This is a genomic window from Mesorhizobium australafricanum, from assembly GCF_033977265.1.
Classification (GTDB): domain Bacteria; phylum Pseudomonadota; class Alphaproteobacteria; order Rhizobiales; family Rhizobiaceae; genus Mesorhizobium; species Mesorhizobium australafricanum.
Map to the genome: position 1 here is coordinate 46,991 of NZ_JAVIIT010000017.1, position 15,557 is coordinate 62,547.

The following is a 15,557-nucleotide window of genomic DNA, read 5'->3' on the forward strand; positions in this document are numbered from 1 at the left end:
CGTCGCGCTGAACCGGATTCAGGCGACGCGCTTTAGAGTCTTTGTTTTGATGCATGTCGTTGTCCCAGAACCGCTGCACACTTCTGGGCGACATGCATTAGACTTTGCAAAAGAAAAGCGCCGCCGAGAGGCAGCGCTTTGCTTGGGCAGGGAACCCAGTCTTTGTTAGACGCAATTCCAAGCGGAAGTCTACGGCGGAAGCGCCGAGCCGTTTCCTGGAATTGCTTCGGTCAGTTGGCGACGCAGAAGTGCTGGTCGCCGTCATTGCCGGTGAAGGTGCCGGTCCGCGAATTGAAGCTGCGGTAGCGATCCGAGCAATACTCGTACCAGGCCCGGGTCCACGGCTCGGCATAGCGGTCGGCATAGACGACGCGCGGCTGCTGGACGTAGTAGCGACGCACCGGGCGCTCGGCATAGTAGCCGTCATCATAGGCTGGATCGTAATATCTCGGCCCGGGGTTGCTGAGGGCGCTGCCGATCAGCGCGCCGGCCGCGAGACCGACAACGCCGGCTGCAAGGGCGTCGCCACCATGATCATGATGATGGCGCCAGCGCCAGTCGTCGGCATTAGCCGCCGAGAAGGTGGCCAAGGTGGTCGCGGCAATGCCCGCGGTCAGGATGGCGGTCTTGAGAAAACGGTTCATTTTCAGTCTCCTTCGCACCGGCCCGCGCATTTTTTCAGGGGATGCGAACCGGCTTTAGCAAAAGTTAATAGAAGACCGTGGCTGAACGGAGGCTGAACGGAAATCGGCGCAATCGATTTTTTGGAGGATGGCTATTTCTTCGAGGCTTGGGCACAACCCGTTCCGGGCGGGAGCGGCCCCGCCTGAAAAGCCTCCGTCGGATCCGTCGTGAGCCGGCTTAGCCGATCGACAGATTGACGGCCTTCGGACCCTTGCCGCGCTTGTCCGGCTCGGTGTCGAATGTCACTTTCTGCCCATCCTCAAGACCGGGAAGGCCCGACGCCTGAACAGCCGAGATGTGAACGAAGACATCCTTCGCGCCATCATCGGGCGTGATGAAGCCGAAGCCCTTGGCATGGTTGAAGAATTTGACGGTGCCGGTCTGCGGCATGGGAAACTCCTTTGATCCCATCAAGTCAAGTCTCGGGCCGGCAAACTGCCCGAGAGGAAATTTGTCCTTTATTTTAGCGCTATCGGCAAGAGAAAGTTTTCGCCTGCCGACCCAAGCATTTGGGTGCAAAAAAGGCGCGACGGTTCGGTCGCGCCTTTGCATTTTCGGGCCTGCCCTGAGGCCCGTTCACGACTCCTGCCGCATCATTGCATCCGCAAGGACCGGCCGGTTGCGACGGTCAGGCTGCGCGCAGGTTGACCGCCTTCGGGCCTTTGCCCATGCGGTCCGGCTCGACGTCGAAGGTGACCTTCTGACCGTCGACCAGCGTGCGCAGGCCAGATGCCTCGATCGCGGAAATGTGGACGAACACGTCCTTGGCGCCGCCATCCGGCGTGATGAAGCCGAAGCCTTTGGTGGCGTTGAAGAACTTTACGGTACCGGTCTGGGCCATTGGGGAAACTCCTTCACCCGTGTCAGTCTTGGTGGTTTGCCCGCTGCCTCGCGCCTAGGGCAAATCCTGGTGGTTGCTTCGGCGGTCATGCATTCGCGCATGGTCAAACCCCCCGCCGAAAAACGGGGCTGTCAGAGATTCACACTTATCGGGGAAAGGTCGTCCAAAACGTTCCGCTCTCCGGGTCGCAAATGCCCGAACCTGATTTTTATTACACGGAACCGTGATAGTTGCAAGATGACGGTCGCGGGCGGCCTATGGCGCGTCCAACGCTTGGCCTCGATAGACCCCGTGCCACCATGGGTCATCGGCCAGAGACGAGCCAAGCATGGGCCAGGTGAGGCTTCCCACAAACGGTGGTTGCGTTTGCCGCGGGGAATGCGAGGATACCGCGAGCCGGCATCGTGGCGCCGTATAGAGGAGGGACACATGCGATTTCTTGCGATCTCTCGGCGGGGCCTGGTCTTTTTCATCCTGTCCGCGCTGCTGGCGGCCTGTACCGTCGTCGTCGACGACGGGCCGCGCCCGCGCCCGCCAAGGCCGCATCCGCAGCTCTGCACCATGCAGTATCAACCGGTTTGCGCCCGGCGCGACGGCGGCCGCCAGACTTTCGCCAATGCCTGTCTGGCCGAAAGGGAAGGATACCGCATCGTGCGTGACGGTCCGTGCCGCGACGGCGGCGGCGGTGGGGGCGGCGAGCAGACGTTCTGCACGCGTGAATACGCTCCGGTCTGCGCCAGGCGCCACGGGCAAGTGCGCACCTTCCCGAATGCATGTGAGGCCCGCGCAGCGGATTATCGCATCGTTGGCGATGGGCCTTGCTGAGAAGATTGCGGTGCCCGTCTCCAGAGACGCATATGGGTACAGCAACGCGCGTGGTGATGCTTAGCCTTGAATCTCTCGCCCGCATGGCTTAGGTCCGGCGGACCAACAAACACGGCAGGTTTCCCATTAACAGAGATCAAAGAAGAGCGGCAAACGCGGGTGGCAAGCCAGGTTCGGCGAGCCCGCTCGATCCTCATGTGCAGCGGGCGCTGCAGCTGCACCAGGCCGGCCGCCGCCAGGAAGCCGAGGCGCTCTACCGGCAGGTGTTGGAGCAGCAGCCGAACCATGCCGCCGCATTGCACTTCCTCGGGCTACTGTTGCACCAGACCGGGCGCAGCGAGGAAGGGCTCGAGCTCATCGAGCAGTCAGTGACGCTGCAGCCCAGGAACGCCGACTTCCTCAACAACATGGGGACTGTCATGCGCGACCTCGGTCGCGTCGCTGCCGCGGTCGATTTCTTCCGCGGCGCGGTGGACATCCGGCCGGAGCAGCTGGCCGCGCGCGACAATCTCGGCTCGTCGCTGAAGCAGCTCGGCCAGTTCGACGCCGCTGAGGAGATCTATCGCGGCACGATCGGCCGCAACCCGTTCCATGTCCGTGCCCGCACCGGCCTTGCCGAAACGCTGCAGGAGGCCGGGCGGCTGGATGAGGCGATCACTCTGTTCCGCGAGTCCTTGTCGATCCGACCAAAGGACGCGGAACTGCTTTATGGCTTGGGCGTCGCCATGATGGAAAAGGGCAAGCTCGACGAAGCCGCCGACCTTGCCCGCCAGGCGGTGGCGGTCGCACCGGCCATGGCAAAAGCCTGGCTGCTGCTCACTCAGGTCAAGCGCCAGACCGAGCGCGACAAAGAGCTTTCCGGCATGGAGGCCGAGCATGCCAAGGCGCCGCAGGGCAGCCTTGCGCGCATGCAGCTTTCCTTCGGTCTCGGCAAGGCCAATGACGACCTCAAGGACTATGGCCGCGCCTTCGACTATTTCGCCGAGGGCAATGCCATCCGCCGCCAAGGCATCGACTACGATCCGGTCCGCACACGCGACGAATTCGAGGCGATGAAGGCGGTCTTGGACAAGGCTTTCTTCGAGAAGCACAAGCCTAGCGACATTTCCGACGACACGCCGATCTTCGTCGTCGGCATGCCGCGCTCCGGCACGACGCTGGTCGAGCAGATCATCGCCAGCCACCCGCAGGTCTTTGGCGCGGGCGAGTTGAACATCCTGAAGACGGCCGTCGGCAAGCAGTTTCCGATGAGCATGCCAGGCGGCTTCCCCGCCGGGATAGCCGACATGCCCGACAGCGCTTTTGCCGAGGCGGGACAGGCCTATCTCGACATGCTGCATACCCGCTATCCGGGCTTGCGCCATGTCACCGACAAGATGCCGGGCAACTTCCTTCTGGTCGGCTTCCTGCACATGATGCTGCCGAAGGCGAAGATCATCCATTGCGCCCGCGACGCGGCTGCCACGTGCCTGTCGATCTTCAAGGTGCATTTCCGCGGCGACAGCCACCGTTACGGTTACGACCTCGGCGAGCTCGCCGATTTCCATAACCTCTATGCCGACATCATGGCGCATTGGCACAAGGTGCTGCCGGGCGTCGTGCACGATGTTCGCTATGAGGATTTCGTCGCCGACCAGGAAGGACAGACACGGGCGCTGATGGCGTTTCTCGGGCTGCCTTGGGACGACAAGGTGCTGTCGTTCCACGAGACGGATCGGCCGGTTCGCACGGCGTCCGCCGCGCAGGTGCGCCGGCCGATGTATCAGGGCTCGGTCGACCTGTGGAAGCGTTATGGGGACCGGCTGAAGCCGCTGCTTGATCGACTGAATTAGCACACCGGTCACGGATTGGCCGAAGCGTCCGAACTTCGTCATCCACGGGCGGAGCGGGCGCGAAGCGGACGCGCAGACCCGAGGATCCATGCCGTGACCTCGCGCGAAGGGTAGGCGGCGCAGAACAGAGGTCGTTCTGTACCGCCGTGACGTTTGTAGGTAACGGCATGGATCCTATGGTCTGCGCCGCGTCGCTTCGCTCCTTGCTTCGCCATAGGATGACGACCTCACGAGCGTTTCGGCCAATCGCATAGGGTTGCAATCTGCCAACCTGGCATTGCGCCAGTTCCTCAAAGCTCGATGAACGGCTGGAAGCCGCCGAAGATCATGCGCTTGCCGTCGAACGGCATTGTCGACCAGTCCATCTTGAGACGTTCATCGGCCATCACCTTGGCCATGACCGCATCGCGGCTCTGTCTGGACTCATAGACGACCCAGGCGAAGACAACGGTCTCGTCATCCTTTGCCTGAACGGCGCGCGGGAACGACGTCAGCTCGCCATAGGGCACGTCGTCGGCGACGCATTCGACATAGGCGAGCGCGCCGTGCTCCTTCCAGACAGCGCCGGCGTTCCCGGCCATTTTCTTGTACGCATCGAGATTTGCCTTCGGCACGGCAAGCACGAAGCCATCGACATAGGACATGGGTATACTCCTTGGTTGGCGCGGCTCCCCCGTGGGAGAAGATGGCCGAGCGAAGCTCGGTCGGATGAGGGGTGCTCCAGCTTGGCGCCGAGCTATCCCTCACCCGGATTGCCAGCCGAATTGCGAAAGGCAATTCGGGGCAATCCGACCTCTCACAGGGGGAGAGGCAGGCTTCAGCCCTTCACCGGAGCGTTCATCGCCCAGGCGACGCCGAAGGGGTCTTTCACCTGGCCCCAGCGGTCGCCCCAGAACATCACCTGCAGCGGGGTGACGACTTCGCAGCCGGCATCGACCGCGCGCTGCCACCAGGCATCGATGTCGTCGCTGCCGAGATGAAGCTGCAGCGTATAGCCCTGCGCTGACTGATGCGGGTGGCCGTGTTCCGGATAGGCATCGCCCAGCATCAGCGTCGAACCGTTGACGTAGAGATGGATATGCATGGTGCGGCCCTTGTCGTCAGGCGGATAGGCGAACACTTCCTCCGCGCCGAAAGCCTTCTTGTAGAATTCGGCGGCCTTGATGGCGCCGTCGACCTGCAGATAGGGGGTCAATCCGCCAAGGACCTTGGCGCGGGGCGGGGTCTGGTCGTTCATTCTTCTGTTCCTCTTCACGGGTTGATCTGGTTGCGACCCAAAGGACGGATGAAGCGGCGGCGATCCTACACGGCCTTCGAAAATTTTTTAGAGTGCCGGACCCGGACAGCGCCCGGGCGACCGGCGAGGCTGGGAAACAATCGCATTGCAAGTGCCACTCTATATGACCTTCGCCGAGAAGGTGGCGGCGCGGCGGCTTTCCCGCGTTTCGAAAATCTCCGGAAAGCCGATGTCCTTGCGCAGTTCGGCGGGCAGCGAAAGCAGAATGCGCTCGCTGCGATGACGGGCGCGCGCCGCGACATACCGGTTGGCAAAGCGGCCGATCGATGACAGTACCGACATGATGGTTCTCCCTGGTTGATGCCGGCATCAGCGCGTCGGCATCCCAAGGACGAGGCGGCAATTGGCGATCCGACAGACCGCCCCAATCTTTTTCAGAACACCGACGCGGCCAGCGCGGTATCGTAATATTCCACCATCTCGATGATCTCGCCGTCGCGGACCGTCCAGAAATCGGCGGTGCGCATGACAAATTCCTCGCCGGTGGCGCGGCGCGTCATGTGGATTTCGACCTGCGCCGCGACCTTGTCGCCACCGTCGATGATCTCGACCGGGACAAAGTGCCGGTATTCGAAGTCATCGTCGAGCGCCAAGAGCCTGGAGAGGAATTCCTGCTTGCCGCGGGCGGTGCCGGCATGACGCGATTGCCGGGGATCGGCAATCCAGCGGAAAACAACATCCTCGGAACAATGCGACAGGGCGCCCTCGATGTCGCGGTCCGCGTAGGCTTTGTAGAGATTGCTGACGATTTCCACTGCACGCATGGCCGTTTCCTCCATGGCTAAACAACTCAACATGCTCTTTTTTTAGCAAGTGTAAAAGTATTGCCGAGCCGGCAGTACTTCGAATGCCGGCCTGTACCGTCTCTCAGTTCGGTGTTTCGGCGACCGAGCGGAAGAACTCCTCGGGGTCGTCGACCTCGGTCAGCTGCCGCCTCTCGATCAGCCAGAAGCGGTTGCCGACGGCGCGGATGAAGGAGCGGTCGTGCGAGGCGAGCAGGCAGCTTGCCTGGTGCTTCAGCAACTCGTCCTCCAGCGCTTCCTGGCCGTCGATGTCGAGATGGTTGGTCGGCTCGTCGAGCAGGTAGAAGTTGGGGTTGGCGAGGCGCAGCACCAGCATCATCAGCCGCGCCTTCTGGCCGCCCGACAAGGCACCGATCTTCCTTTCCTGCATCTCGATGACGACGCCGGCGCCGGCGAGCAGCGAGCGGGCGCGCTGCTCGCCGACCTCGAACCGGCGCGAGACCATCGCCAGCGGCGTGTCGTCGCCGCTGATGCCCGACAGCGCCTGGTCGCTGTAGCCGAGCACGGTCGACGGTGTCACCTTGACGTTCGCAACCGTCCCGGGGTCCGCAATGGCGTTGCGGATCATCGCAATGAAGCGCGTCTTGCCGACGCCGTTGCGGCCGAGCAGCACGATGCGATCGTCCTGGCAGATATGTCGCTTGCCGGTCCTGAACAGCAGCGTGCCGTCAGGCGTTTCGACCGCCGCGTCCTCCAGCGTGATCAGCACCTTGGCGTGGGTGCCGCGGTTGGCCAGCCTGATCGCGCCAGCCGAACGTTCGCGATGCGCCTGCACGGCGGCATCCTCCAGCCTTTCCGCTCGTTCCTTGAGCTGCCTGGTCTTCACCGTCAAAAGGTCGCTGCCGGAATTGATGCCGATGTTGTTCAGCTTTGCGGCTTGCTTGCGCAATTGCTGGGCGACTTTCATGTCGCGCTCGAACTTGCGCGCCGTCGAGGCGTCGACCTCATCGAGGGCCTGCCTCGCCCGTGAATAGGCCAGCGCGAACACCGGCGATTCTTCCGGGCGCAGGAACAGCGTGCGGTTGGTGGTGGCGTCGAGGAAGGCGCGATCGTGGCTGGCGATGACCACCGTCATGTCGCGCGGCAGCGCGTTGAGCCATGTTTCCAGCTGGTTGATCCTGGCGAGGTCGAGATGGTTGGTCGGCTCGTCGAGCAGGAGCACGTCCGGATCGGTGACCCAGACGCGGGCGATCAGCGCCAGCCGCTGCCAGCCGCCGCTCAAGGCTCGCATTTTGCGTTCGCGCATGTCTTCCGGCACGTCGAGCGAATCCAGCACGACGTCGACGCGCCATAGCTCGCCGTCGCGCTGCTCGGTCGGCAAGGCATCGGCGACGACTTCGTGGAAGCTGCGATCGAACAGCGCCTCGGGAACCGATTGTTCGACATGGCCGACGCGCAGGCCGCGCGAGCGGGTGACGTCGCCGTTGCTGGGTTCGAATTCACCGGCCAGGCATCTGAGCAAGGTGGACTTGCCACGGCCATTGGCGGCGACGATGCCGAGCCGGTCGCCGGCGCCGATAGCGAGGTCGAGATTGGAGAACAGCGGCGCACTCATGGTGACGCCGAAGGATTTGAGGCTGATCAGGGCCATTTCGATTTCTCAGGTCTTGCCGGCGGCAAAGTCCGGCTGATGCACTTTGACGGTGCGCGTGCCGGGCTTCATGCTCGGACTAGCGCACCCCGAAGGGCAGACCAAAAAATCGAAACGGGAAAACCCGGACCGTCCTGGTCAGCCCTGCAAGCAAGCTCGCAGGGCACAAATCGGGCCACGCTGACGATGGTGATCGATAAACACGCAGCCCTCCTTTCCAGATGTTCGAGGCGAGAGATTGGGTACACCAAAGGCGAGGGTGAGGGCAAGTGGACGGCTTCAAGCGGCGACAGTTGAGTTCTTGCCTTCTCCCCTTGTGGGAGAAGGTGGCCGAGCGAAGCTCGGTCGGATGAGGGGTGTTCCAGGGAACGCAAACGTCTCACTCCGCTGGAGCACCCCTCATCCGTCTCGGCGCTGCGCGCCGATCCACCTTCTCCCACAAGGGGAGAAGAAAAAGGCGCTACTGCCCCGGCCGCCCGGTCTTGCCCGGCCGGCGCATTTGACGGCGCTCGTCGCCTGGATCTTCGTAAGAGCCGATGCCGGAGCGCTGACGGACGATCGGTTTGTCGTCCTTCGCGCCCCGTTCGGTCTCGCCAGCTCCCGAGATCGGCTTTGGCTTCGCCGGCACCTTTCCTTCGACGGGTTTTTCCGTCCGCCGCACCGTCATCTCGTCGAGCGAGTTCTTCCTGAACAGCGGCTTGTTGCGATCGCCGGGAATGCCGAAATCGGAACCATGCGCTTCCTGTGCCGACTGTTTCTTGAACAGCGAGCGCGATACCGCACCGGCCGGAGTGGTCATGTCGGTACCGGGTCCCATGTCGTCGATCGACGGTTTGGCGAAGAGTGGCTTCTTCACCGGCACGGCGCCGTCGGCGCCCATCTCGTCGAGATGCGGCTTGCGGAAGAGGTTGGGCCGGGCAGCCTTGGCCGCCTCTTCGGCGGCACGTGCCTCGTCGAGCCTGCGGAACCGCTCCTGTTCCTCGACTGTCCGATGCTTGGCGACACCCTTGTTGTGCTTGCCCTTTTCGCGGCCCGAGGCGGGACTTTGGCCTTCCACCTCGCGCGCCAGCGGGTCGTCGGAGATGGCAAGCTCCATCTCGCGCAGCCGCTTGATCTCGTCGCGGACACGCGCGGCCTTCTCGAAGTCGAGATTGGCGGCGGCGTCGCGCATCTGCTTGTCCAGTGCCTCGAGATGGGTTTTCAGGTTGTTGCCGATCATCGCCCCGGCATCGTCGGTGAACTGCGAGATGTCGGCGCGCACGTGATCCTTCTCGTAGACGGAGTCGAGAATGTCGGCGATGCGTGACTTGACCGATTCCGGCGTGATGCCGTTGGCGGTGTTCCACTCCATCTGCTTCTCGCGGCGGCGGTTGGTCTCCGCCATCGCGCGCTCCATCGAGCCGGTGATCTGGTCGGCGTAGAGGATGACCTTGCCGTCGACATTACGCGCGGCGCGGCCGATGGTCTGGATCAGCGAAGTTTCAGAACGCAGGAACCCTTCCTTGTCGGCGTCGAGGATGGCGACGAAGCCGCATTCGGGGATATCGAGGCCTTCGCGCAACAGGTTGATGCCGACCAGCACGTCGAAGGCGCCGAGACGCAAATCGCGCAGGATCTCGATGCGCTCCAGCGTGTCGATATCGGAGTGCATGTAACGGACGCGGATGCCGTTCTCATGCAGATATTCGGTCAGGTCCTCGGCCATGCGCTTGGTGAGCACCGTGACCAGCGTCCGATAGCCGGCCCTGGTGGTATCGCGGATCTCGCCGACGACATCGTCGACCTGGCTCTTGGCAGGACGCACCTCGACCGGCGGATCGATCAGCCCGGTCGGGCGGATGACCTGCTCGGCGAAGACGCCGCCGGACTGCTCCATCTCCCAGCCGCCCGGCGTCGCCGAAACGGCGACCGACAGCGGGCGCATGGCGTCCCATTCCTCGAAGCGCAGCGGCCGGTTGTCCATGCAGGAGGGCAGGCGGAAGCCGTATTCCGCCAGCGTCGCCTTGCGGCGGAAGTCGCCGCGATACATGCCGCCGATCTGCGGCACGGTGACGTGACTCTCGTCGATGAAGACCAGCGCGTTGTCGGGGATGTATTCGAACAGCGTCGGCGGCGGATCGCCCGGCTGGCGTCCCGTCAGATAGCGCGAATAGTTCTCGATGCCGGCGCAGGAGCCGGTGGCTTCCAGCATCTCGAGGTCGAAGCGGGTGCGCTGCTCCAGGCGCTGCGCCTCCAGCAGGCGGCCAGCCTTTTCAAGCTCTTGCAGGCGATGCTTGAGCTCTTCCTTGATCGACTTGATGGCTTGATTCAAGGTCGGACGCGGCGTCACATAGTGCGAATTGGCGTAGATCTTGACGCTTTTCAGCTCGCCGGTCTTCTGGCCGGTGAGCGGGTCGAATTCGGTGATCTGTTCGATCTCGTCGCCGAACATCGAGATGCGCCAGGCGCGGTCTTCCAGGTGGGCGGGGAAGATCTCGATCGTGTCGCCGCGCACGCGAAAGGAGCCGCGCACGAAGTTGATGTCCTGGCGCTTGTATTGCTGGGCGACGAGGTCGGCGAGCAGGGAGCGCTGGTCGAGCTGGTCGCCGACCTGCATCTGGAAGGTCATCGCCGTATAGGTCTCGACCGAGCCGATACCGTAGATGCAGGAGACCGAGGCGACGATGATGACGTCGTCGCGCTCCAGCAGCGAGCGCGTCGCCGAATGGCGCATGCGGTCGATCTGCTCGTTGATCGAGGATTCCTTCTCGATGAAAGTGTCGGTGCGCGGGACGTAGGCTTCCGGCTGGTAATAGTCGTAGTAGGAGACGAAATACTCCACCGCATTGTCGGGGAAGAATTTCTTGAACTCGGCATAGAGCTGCGCGGCCAGCGTCTTGTTGGGCGCCAGGATCAAGGCAGGGCGCTGCGTCTCCTCGATCACCTTGGCCATGGTGAAGGTCTTGCCCGAGCCGGTGACGCCGAGCAGCACCTGGGTGCGGTCATTGTTGTCGACGCCCTCGACGAGATCCTTGATGGCGGTCGGCTGGTCGCCGGCGGGCTCGAAATCCGATACCATCTTGATGGCGATGCCGCCTTCGGATTTGTCGGGGCGGGCAGGGCGGTGCGGCGTCCACAGCACGCCGTCCTTGTGCAGCGGATTGCCGGATTCGATCAGCGCCGACAGCGCCGCGACCGTAGCGGTGACGCCGCTGGAGGTCATGGTCTCGGCGTCTTCGAGCGAGATGTCGAGACCGGCGACCGGGTTGAGGCCCGCTGCCGTGCGTTCGCGGGCGGTGGCGGCGCCGCCCATCGACGTGCCGCGTGCCGTGCGCCCAGGCGCGGACGAGCGCTCGGGGATCTTCTTCGCCGCTTTCGTCTTCGGCTGCTTTTCCGCCTCACGCTCGATCTGACCCGCCCAATCGGAGATCGAGCCGGTCAATGGTGCGCCGGAAAAGTCGGCTTGAGGCGCCTCGGAAAAACCACCCGGCTGCGACGGCTCGGCGGCGTCGAGGAATTCGGTCAACGGACTGCGCCGCTTCGGCGCGCCATCTTGCGCCGGCAAAGGCGTCTTCTTGTCAGGATGTTTGGCCATGGCCCGAATATGGGAGGACTCGGCCAAAATGGAAAGAGCGGAGTGAAAAGGCGCCCGCCGCTCGCGGATGCTGCTGACAGAAGGCTGTCAGGAGATGCCTCATGACCCGATGAGGGGAACTGGTGCCAACCTCGAATTCATCCAGGCCGAGCCATCCCCCTCTCCGTCGCGGCTTCGCCGAGCCACCTCTCCCCCATTTCATGGGGGCGAGGAACCCAAGACTTGCGATCCTCAATTGAACCACAGCGCGAAAGTCAAAAAGCCGGCCCCGCCGAACTGGCGCTGGATCTGGTCGAAATCATCGCTGCTGAGGATCTTGCCGCTTTCGAGATAAGGCGCGATGCCGGGGCCGGTGATCGACAGCACGAGATCAAAAGGTTTCGGCTCGTCGAAGAAGCGCTTCATGTTGATGCCTTTGCCGGTGATGCGGAAATGCGGCAGCAGCACCCGGCCTTCGAGAAGATCCTCGGCCACCGTCAGTGTGGCGAGCCACGCCTGCACCTGTTCTTCGCCGACCTCGAGGCCGGTCAGCGGGTTGACGCCCTTCTGTTGCGGTCCTGGCAGCCATTCGCGGTCGTTGTCGGTCTCGGCCAGGATCGCTTTCCAGTCCTCGCGCGACAGCCGGATCATCTCCAGCAGGTGGCGGCGCGCGGCCTGCCGGCGCTCCGGCTCGACCACCGGCCAGTTGACGAGATGCACCAGCGAGATGAAGTCGGCGAAGCGCCATTCCGAGGCGAACATGTTGCCGCTCATGCCGCCATCCAGCGGCACCAGCGTATCCTGGAGCGGCAGTTTGGCGCGAGGGAACAGCATGTGAAACGAGCCGTCGAAGGCATTGCGGAAATCATGCGCCAGCCAGAAATCGGCCTGCGCCATCAGGAATTCGGCGTAGCCCTGCAGCCAAAAGCCGTCGGAGCGGTCGAAGCGGAAGGTGAGCGACGGCGCGGCATCGCTCGTGTCGATGCTGCCGCGTGAGAGCGAGGCCATGATCGCGGCGATGCTTTCGTCGGGCGCGAGCTTGCCATCCTCGTTGAGATCGATGCCGACGCGGGTGAGGTCGACCACCATGCCGATATCGGCACCGGCCGGCACTGAGCCCAGCGTTGCGGCGGATTTTTCCAGCCGGTCGCGGAAGGCGACGAGGATGGCGCGGAACTCTTCGTAAGTCAGCGGTTCCGGGTTGGGATTGTCCGGCACCGGCAATTGCATCAGCGGCAGCATGAAGGATTTCGGGCTTTCGAAACCGTGGCGATGCAGGCCGCTGGCGAGGAGCTCCAATGCGGTGAAGAATTCGCCGGCGCCGGCCGCATAGGCCGATGCCGGGTCCTTGGCCGCTGCCGTTTCCAGCGTCGACAGCGCCGTGTTCCGGTCGGTCACGTTTGTCGCTTCGAACATGGATTTGGCCGCGTCCGGCATCTCCGCCCTGGCGAAGGACGCCGGCAGGAACACCGACAGGGCAATTGCAAACACTGCTTTGAGCAACATCATCATCGTCCTCCACTGCGTGGCATGGCGAGCATACACGTATTTTGGTCGGCCCGAGATATCCGCCGCGGGATCATTCGGCGGCCGGCTTCAACCGATCCGTCAGACAGTCTACACAGGGCAAAACTGGACGTGCCCGTGTCGAATTATCCGCTTTCCTACAAACTGTCGTGGCTGCCGCGTTTCCTGAAGCCGTCACTTGCCGGCGACAGAGCCGGCTTTACGGCATCGGCGGCGGCAATGATGGATCCGCTGCCGACGCGGTCGGTGCGGCTAGCCTTCATCGGCGACATTTCGGCCGTCGCCAATCGCGATGTGCCGGAATGCGATCCGGTGCTCGCCGCACTGCTTTCATCCGCCGACCTCGTGGTCGGCAATTGCGAAAGCCCGATCGTCGAACGCCCAGGTGCGATCATGGGCACGTGGCTCGGCACGCATCACGCGATGAGCGAGCGTTTCCTGGCCGATGCGCTTGCAACTGCCGGCATCGCGCGCGACCGGCTGGTGTTGTCTTTAGCCAACAATCATATGCTCGACCAGGGCATTGCCGGGTTCGAGGAAACGTTCGCGGCGCTGAACCGCCTCGGGATTCGCACCATAGGTACGGTGGCGGGCGGACCGGTCCAGCGTCACGCAGCCGGATCGCTGGCGATCGGCTTTGCAGCGTTCACGCTCTGGCGTAACACGGACGCCGCGGCGTTCGAGGAACGCATCTTGATGCGCAGCGATCCCGCCGAATGGCCGCGCGGCGCTGCTTCCGGCATCGATCTGCTCTGCGCGGTGCCGCATTGGGACTGGGAGTTCCGGCACTTTCCAAGGCCGGCAACCCGGGCGCTGGCGAGGCGGCTGGCAGATCACGGTGCCGGACTGATCGTGGGGCATCACGCCCATGTCGTGCAGCCAATTGAGCGGCCCGGCGACAGCCTGGTCGCCTACGGCCTTGGCGATTTCCTCGGCACTGCCTTTACCCGTCAGCCTTGGCCCGGCCGCATAGGTTCCATCCTCATCGTCGATATCAGCACCGATACCGACACGCGCGGCATGATCGCCGCTTACCGGCTGCATTTCTTCATGCGTTTAGCCAACAACGGCCATGAGCGGCTGGTGCCGGTCGAGGCTCTGGACGGCGCGCTCAAGCAGCGGGTCGCGGCCCGGCTGGAGGCAATTTTTCCAGCTTCGGACAACTAGTGGCACTGCACAGGGATTTTGACCGGTCGGCTCTGTTTGCATTGGCAGGAGGCATGCGTTGGTGATTGGCCGAAACGCCCTTCGCGATCGTCATTCTAGGGCGGAGCGACGCGAAGCGGCGCGCAGACCCTAGAATCCATGCCGCTACCTTCGCCAAGGCGTGCAACGGAGCAAAATTCAGCACCGTGGCGACGCTTCGAAGTCACGGCATGGATTCTATGGTCTGCGCCGCGTCGCTTCGCTCCTTGCTCCGCCATAGAAATGACGAGGTTGGGGCGGCTTCAACCAATTCCCGGCGTTTGCGCTGATTTCACGGTAATGAACGGAAAATCTTGCACTAGGACAAACGGCTGCCTTTCAAAATCAGTGTGTCGGGACGTAGCCGCCGATCGCCGCAAGCGCAGGCGACTTTCGCGTGAAAAGCGCTATCATGGCCGCATCTCAGCGGCGGCCGGGGGTGGCCATGGAAGCAGCGGATTTCATGCCGAGCGAGGCGGTGATCGCGGGCATCAGGCGCGGCATCGAGGATTATGAGGCGAAACGGGCGTCAGCCCAGCGACAGGTGCGCTGGCGGGTGCCTGTGTTCGTCGGCCTGGTCGTCGTCTTCGTCGCGCTCATTGCCTGGCTGTTCAACGCTGCCGCCGATCCTCACGAACAATGGTTCTCGACACCGCATGTCTTTCTCTATCTTGGCGGCCTCGGCGTCGCGGTGCTCGTCTATTTCCAGGCGCTGAGGCCGGCGACCCGGCTGCAGCAATCCTTCCGCGACATGCTGCTGCCGATGATCTTCGGCTTCGTGCGCGACGTGCGTTACCAGCGCGGTGTGCGGCCGAATTCCTTCGACAGGATGCCGCGCGAAACGGTTGGCGCTTTCAACCGGCAGAGCTTCGACGACATCATTTCGGGACGCTACGAGGATTTTCCGTTCGAGCTTTACGAGGCGAAGCTCTGGGAAGGCTCGGGCAAGAGCGAGACGACCGCCTTCAAGGGCGTCATCGTCGCCTTCGAGACCATCGAGCCGTTCCCGGGCACGCTGGTCGCGGCGCGCAAGGCCGGCAAGGTGGCGCATTTCTTCCGCGGCATGTTTGCCAGCAAGATGCAGGAGCTGTCCTCCGGCGTCGAAGACCTCGATGCCACCTATGAATTCCGCACCGACAATGTCGAGGCGGCGCGGCCGCTGGTAACCGGGCGGATGGCGCAGGCGCTGACCTGGCTCCGCGAGACATGGCCCTTCGACCAGGCGCGGGTGGCGCTCAGCGGCAGCGATGGTTTTCTGTTGATGCCGCGTTCGAAGAACTTCTTCGAGCTTCCGGATATCTCGGAGCCGATCGACTACAACACACATGTCGCGCCGATGATCACCGATCTCGGCGCCATGCTGGCGACGGCGGCGCTGGTGCGAAAGGTCGGCGCGCGGGATGACGTGGCCGAATAGGA

At 63.3% G+C, this 15,557-nt stretch carries 14 protein-coding genes; 4 read left to right on the top strand and 10 right to left on the bottom strand.

Going from position 1 to position 15,557, the window contains the following annotated elements; all coding sequences use genetic code 11:
* Positions 1-230: 230 nt before the first annotated feature.
* The 3 genes from RFM98_RS25680 to RFM98_RS25690 all read right to left on the bottom strand — a co-directional run bounded on the left by RFM98_RS25680 (position 231) and on the right by RFM98_RS25690 (position 1,525).
* Complete coding sequence (locus RFM98_RS25680; protein WP_320311417.1) at positions 231-644, bottom strand: BA14K family protein; 414 nt, start codon at positions 642-644, stop codon at positions 231-233.
* Between the two features lie 217 nt (positions 645-861).
* Positions 862-1,074 (bottom strand): cold-shock protein, encoded by a 213-nt coding sequence (locus RFM98_RS25685; protein ID WP_006202521.1) that lies wholly within the window; start codon positions 1,072-1,074, stop codon positions 862-864.
* 238 nt (positions 1,075-1,312) lie between these two features.
* A complete protein-coding gene (locus RFM98_RS25690) occupies positions 1,313-1,525 on the bottom strand; it encodes a cold-shock protein (protein ID WP_006202520.1) in 213 nt (70 codons plus the stop codon).
* 429 nt (positions 1,526-1,954) lie between these two features.
* On the opposite strand from RFM98_RS25690, the gene RFM98_RS25695 reads away from it, so the two are divergent.
* Both RFM98_RS25695 and RFM98_RS25700 read left to right on the top strand, forming a co-directional pair.
* Positions 1,955-2,350 carry a Kazal-type serine protease inhibitor domain-containing protein gene (locus RFM98_RS25695; protein WP_320311418.1) on the top strand — a complete coding sequence of 132 codons (396 nt, stop codon included), beginning with the start codon at positions 1,955-1,957 and terminating at the stop codon, positions 2,348-2,350.
* Between the two features lie 197 nt (positions 2,351-2,547).
* Positions 2,548-4,182 carry a tetratricopeptide repeat-containing sulfotransferase family protein gene (locus tag RFM98_RS25700; protein WP_320311419.1) on the top strand — a complete coding sequence of 545 codons (1,635 nt, stop codon included), beginning with the start codon at positions 2,548-2,550 and terminating at the stop codon, positions 4,180-4,182.
* Between the two features lie 290 nt (positions 4,183-4,472).
* Here RFM98_RS25700 and RFM98_RS25705 read toward each other — a convergent pair whose 3' ends face one another.
* The 7 genes from RFM98_RS25705 to RFM98_RS25735 form a co-directional block, all read right to left on the bottom strand.
* Positions 4,473-4,826 carry a DUF1428 domain-containing protein gene (locus tag RFM98_RS25705; protein ID WP_320311420.1) on the bottom strand — a complete coding sequence of 118 codons (354 nt, stop codon included), beginning with the start codon at positions 4,824-4,826 and terminating at the stop codon, positions 4,473-4,475.
* 173 nt (positions 4,827-4,999) lie between these two features.
* Positions 5,000-5,419 carry a VOC family protein gene (locus RFM98_RS25710; protein WP_320311421.1) on the bottom strand — a complete coding sequence of 140 codons (420 nt, stop codon included), beginning with the start codon at positions 5,417-5,419 and terminating at the stop codon, positions 5,000-5,002.
* Positions 5,420-5,578: 159 nt separating this feature from the next.
* Complete coding sequence (locus RFM98_RS25715) at positions 5,579-5,761, bottom strand: hypothetical protein (RefSeq protein ID WP_320311422.1); 183 nt, start codon at positions 5,759-5,761, stop codon at positions 5,579-5,581.
* A 92-nt stretch (positions 5,762-5,853) separates the two neighbouring features.
* The gene (locus RFM98_RS25720) at positions 5,854-6,243 is read right to left on the bottom strand and encodes a nuclear transport factor 2 family protein (protein WP_320311423.1); all 390 of its coding nucleotides are present in this window, start codon (positions 6,241-6,243) and stop codon (positions 5,854-5,856) included.
* A 103-nt stretch (positions 6,244-6,346) separates the two neighbouring features.
* The gene (locus tag RFM98_RS25725) at positions 6,347-7,873 is read right to left on the bottom strand and encodes an ABC-F family ATP-binding cassette domain-containing protein (protein ID WP_320311424.1); all 1,527 of its coding nucleotides are present in this window, start codon (positions 7,871-7,873) and stop codon (positions 6,347-6,349) included.
* 460 nt (positions 7,874-8,333) lie between these two features.
* Complete coding sequence (gene uvrB, locus RFM98_RS25730; RefSeq protein ID WP_320311425.1) at positions 8,334-11,447, bottom strand: excinuclease ABC subunit UvrB; 3,114 nt, start codon at positions 11,445-11,447, stop codon at positions 8,334-8,336.
* A gap of 231 nt (positions 11,448-11,678) precedes the next feature.
* Positions 11,679-12,932 (bottom strand): hypothetical protein, encoded by a 1,254-nt coding sequence (locus RFM98_RS25735; RefSeq protein WP_430682349.1) that lies wholly within the window; start codon positions 12,930-12,932, stop codon positions 11,679-11,681.
* 138 nt (positions 12,933-13,070) lie between these two features.
* Between RFM98_RS25735 and RFM98_RS25740 the strand changes: the two genes are divergently transcribed.
* Both RFM98_RS25740 and RFM98_RS25745 read left to right on the top strand, forming a co-directional pair.
* Positions 13,071-14,120, top strand: a complete 1,050-nt coding sequence (locus RFM98_RS25740; RefSeq protein WP_320311427.1) for a CapA family protein — start codon at positions 13,071-13,073, stop codon at positions 14,118-14,120.
* A 463-nt stretch (positions 14,121-14,583) separates the two neighbouring features.
* Positions 14,584-15,555 (top strand): DUF3137 domain-containing protein, encoded by a 972-nt coding sequence (locus RFM98_RS25745; protein ID WP_320311428.1) that lies wholly within the window; start codon positions 14,584-14,586, stop codon positions 15,553-15,555.
* Positions 15,556-15,557 lie beyond the last annotated feature (2 nt).

What these genes read in the sequence shown, in the direction of transcription:
- RFM98_RS25735 (WP_430682349.1), bottom strand. Translation starts at nt 12,932, where the DNA reads ATGTTGCTCAAAGCAGTGTTTGCAATTGCCCTGTCGGTGTTCCTGCCG.
- RFM98_RS25710 (WP_320311421.1), bottom strand. Translation starts at nt 5,419, where the DNA reads ATGAACGACCAGACCCCGCCCCGCGCCAAGGTCCTTGGCGGATTGACC.
- RFM98_RS25685 (WP_006202521.1), bottom strand. Translation starts at nt 1,074, where the DNA reads ATGCCGCAGACCGGCACCGTCAAATTCTTCAACCATGCCAAGGGCTTC.
- RFM98_RS25680 (WP_320311417.1), bottom strand. Translation starts at nt 644, where the DNA reads ATGAACCGTTTTCTCAAGACCGCCATCCTGACCGCGGGCATTGCCGCG.
- RFM98_RS25725 (WP_320311424.1), bottom strand. Translation starts at nt 7,873, where the DNA reads ATGGCCCTGATCAGCCTCAAATCCTTCGGCGTCACCATGAGTGCGCCG.
- RFM98_RS25690 (WP_006202520.1), bottom strand. Translation starts at nt 1,525, where the DNA reads ATGGCCCAGACCGGTACCGTAAAGTTCTTCAACGCCACCAAAGGCTTC.
- RFM98_RS25720 (WP_320311423.1), bottom strand. Translation starts at nt 6,243, where the DNA reads ATGCGTGCAGTGGAAATCGTCAGCAATCTCTACAAAGCCTACGCGGAC.
- RFM98_RS25745 (WP_320311428.1), top strand. Translation starts at nt 14,584, where the DNA reads ATGGAAGCAGCGGATTTCATGCCGAGCGAGGCGGTGATCGCGGGCATC.
- uvrB (WP_320311425.1), bottom strand. Translation starts at nt 11,447, where the DNA reads ATGGCCAAACATCCTGACAAGAAGACGCCTTTGCCGGCGCAAGATGGC.
- RFM98_RS25715 (WP_320311422.1), bottom strand. Translation starts at nt 5,761, where the DNA reads ATGTCGGTACTGTCATCGATCGGCCGCTTTGCCAACCGGTATGTCGCG.
- RFM98_RS25695 (WP_320311418.1), top strand. Translation starts at nt 1,955, where the DNA reads ATGCGATTTCTTGCGATCTCTCGGCGGGGCCTGGTCTTTTTCATCCTG.
- RFM98_RS25705 (WP_320311420.1), bottom strand. Translation starts at nt 4,826, where the DNA reads ATGTCCTATGTCGATGGCTTCGTGCTTGCCGTGCCGAAGGCAAATCTC.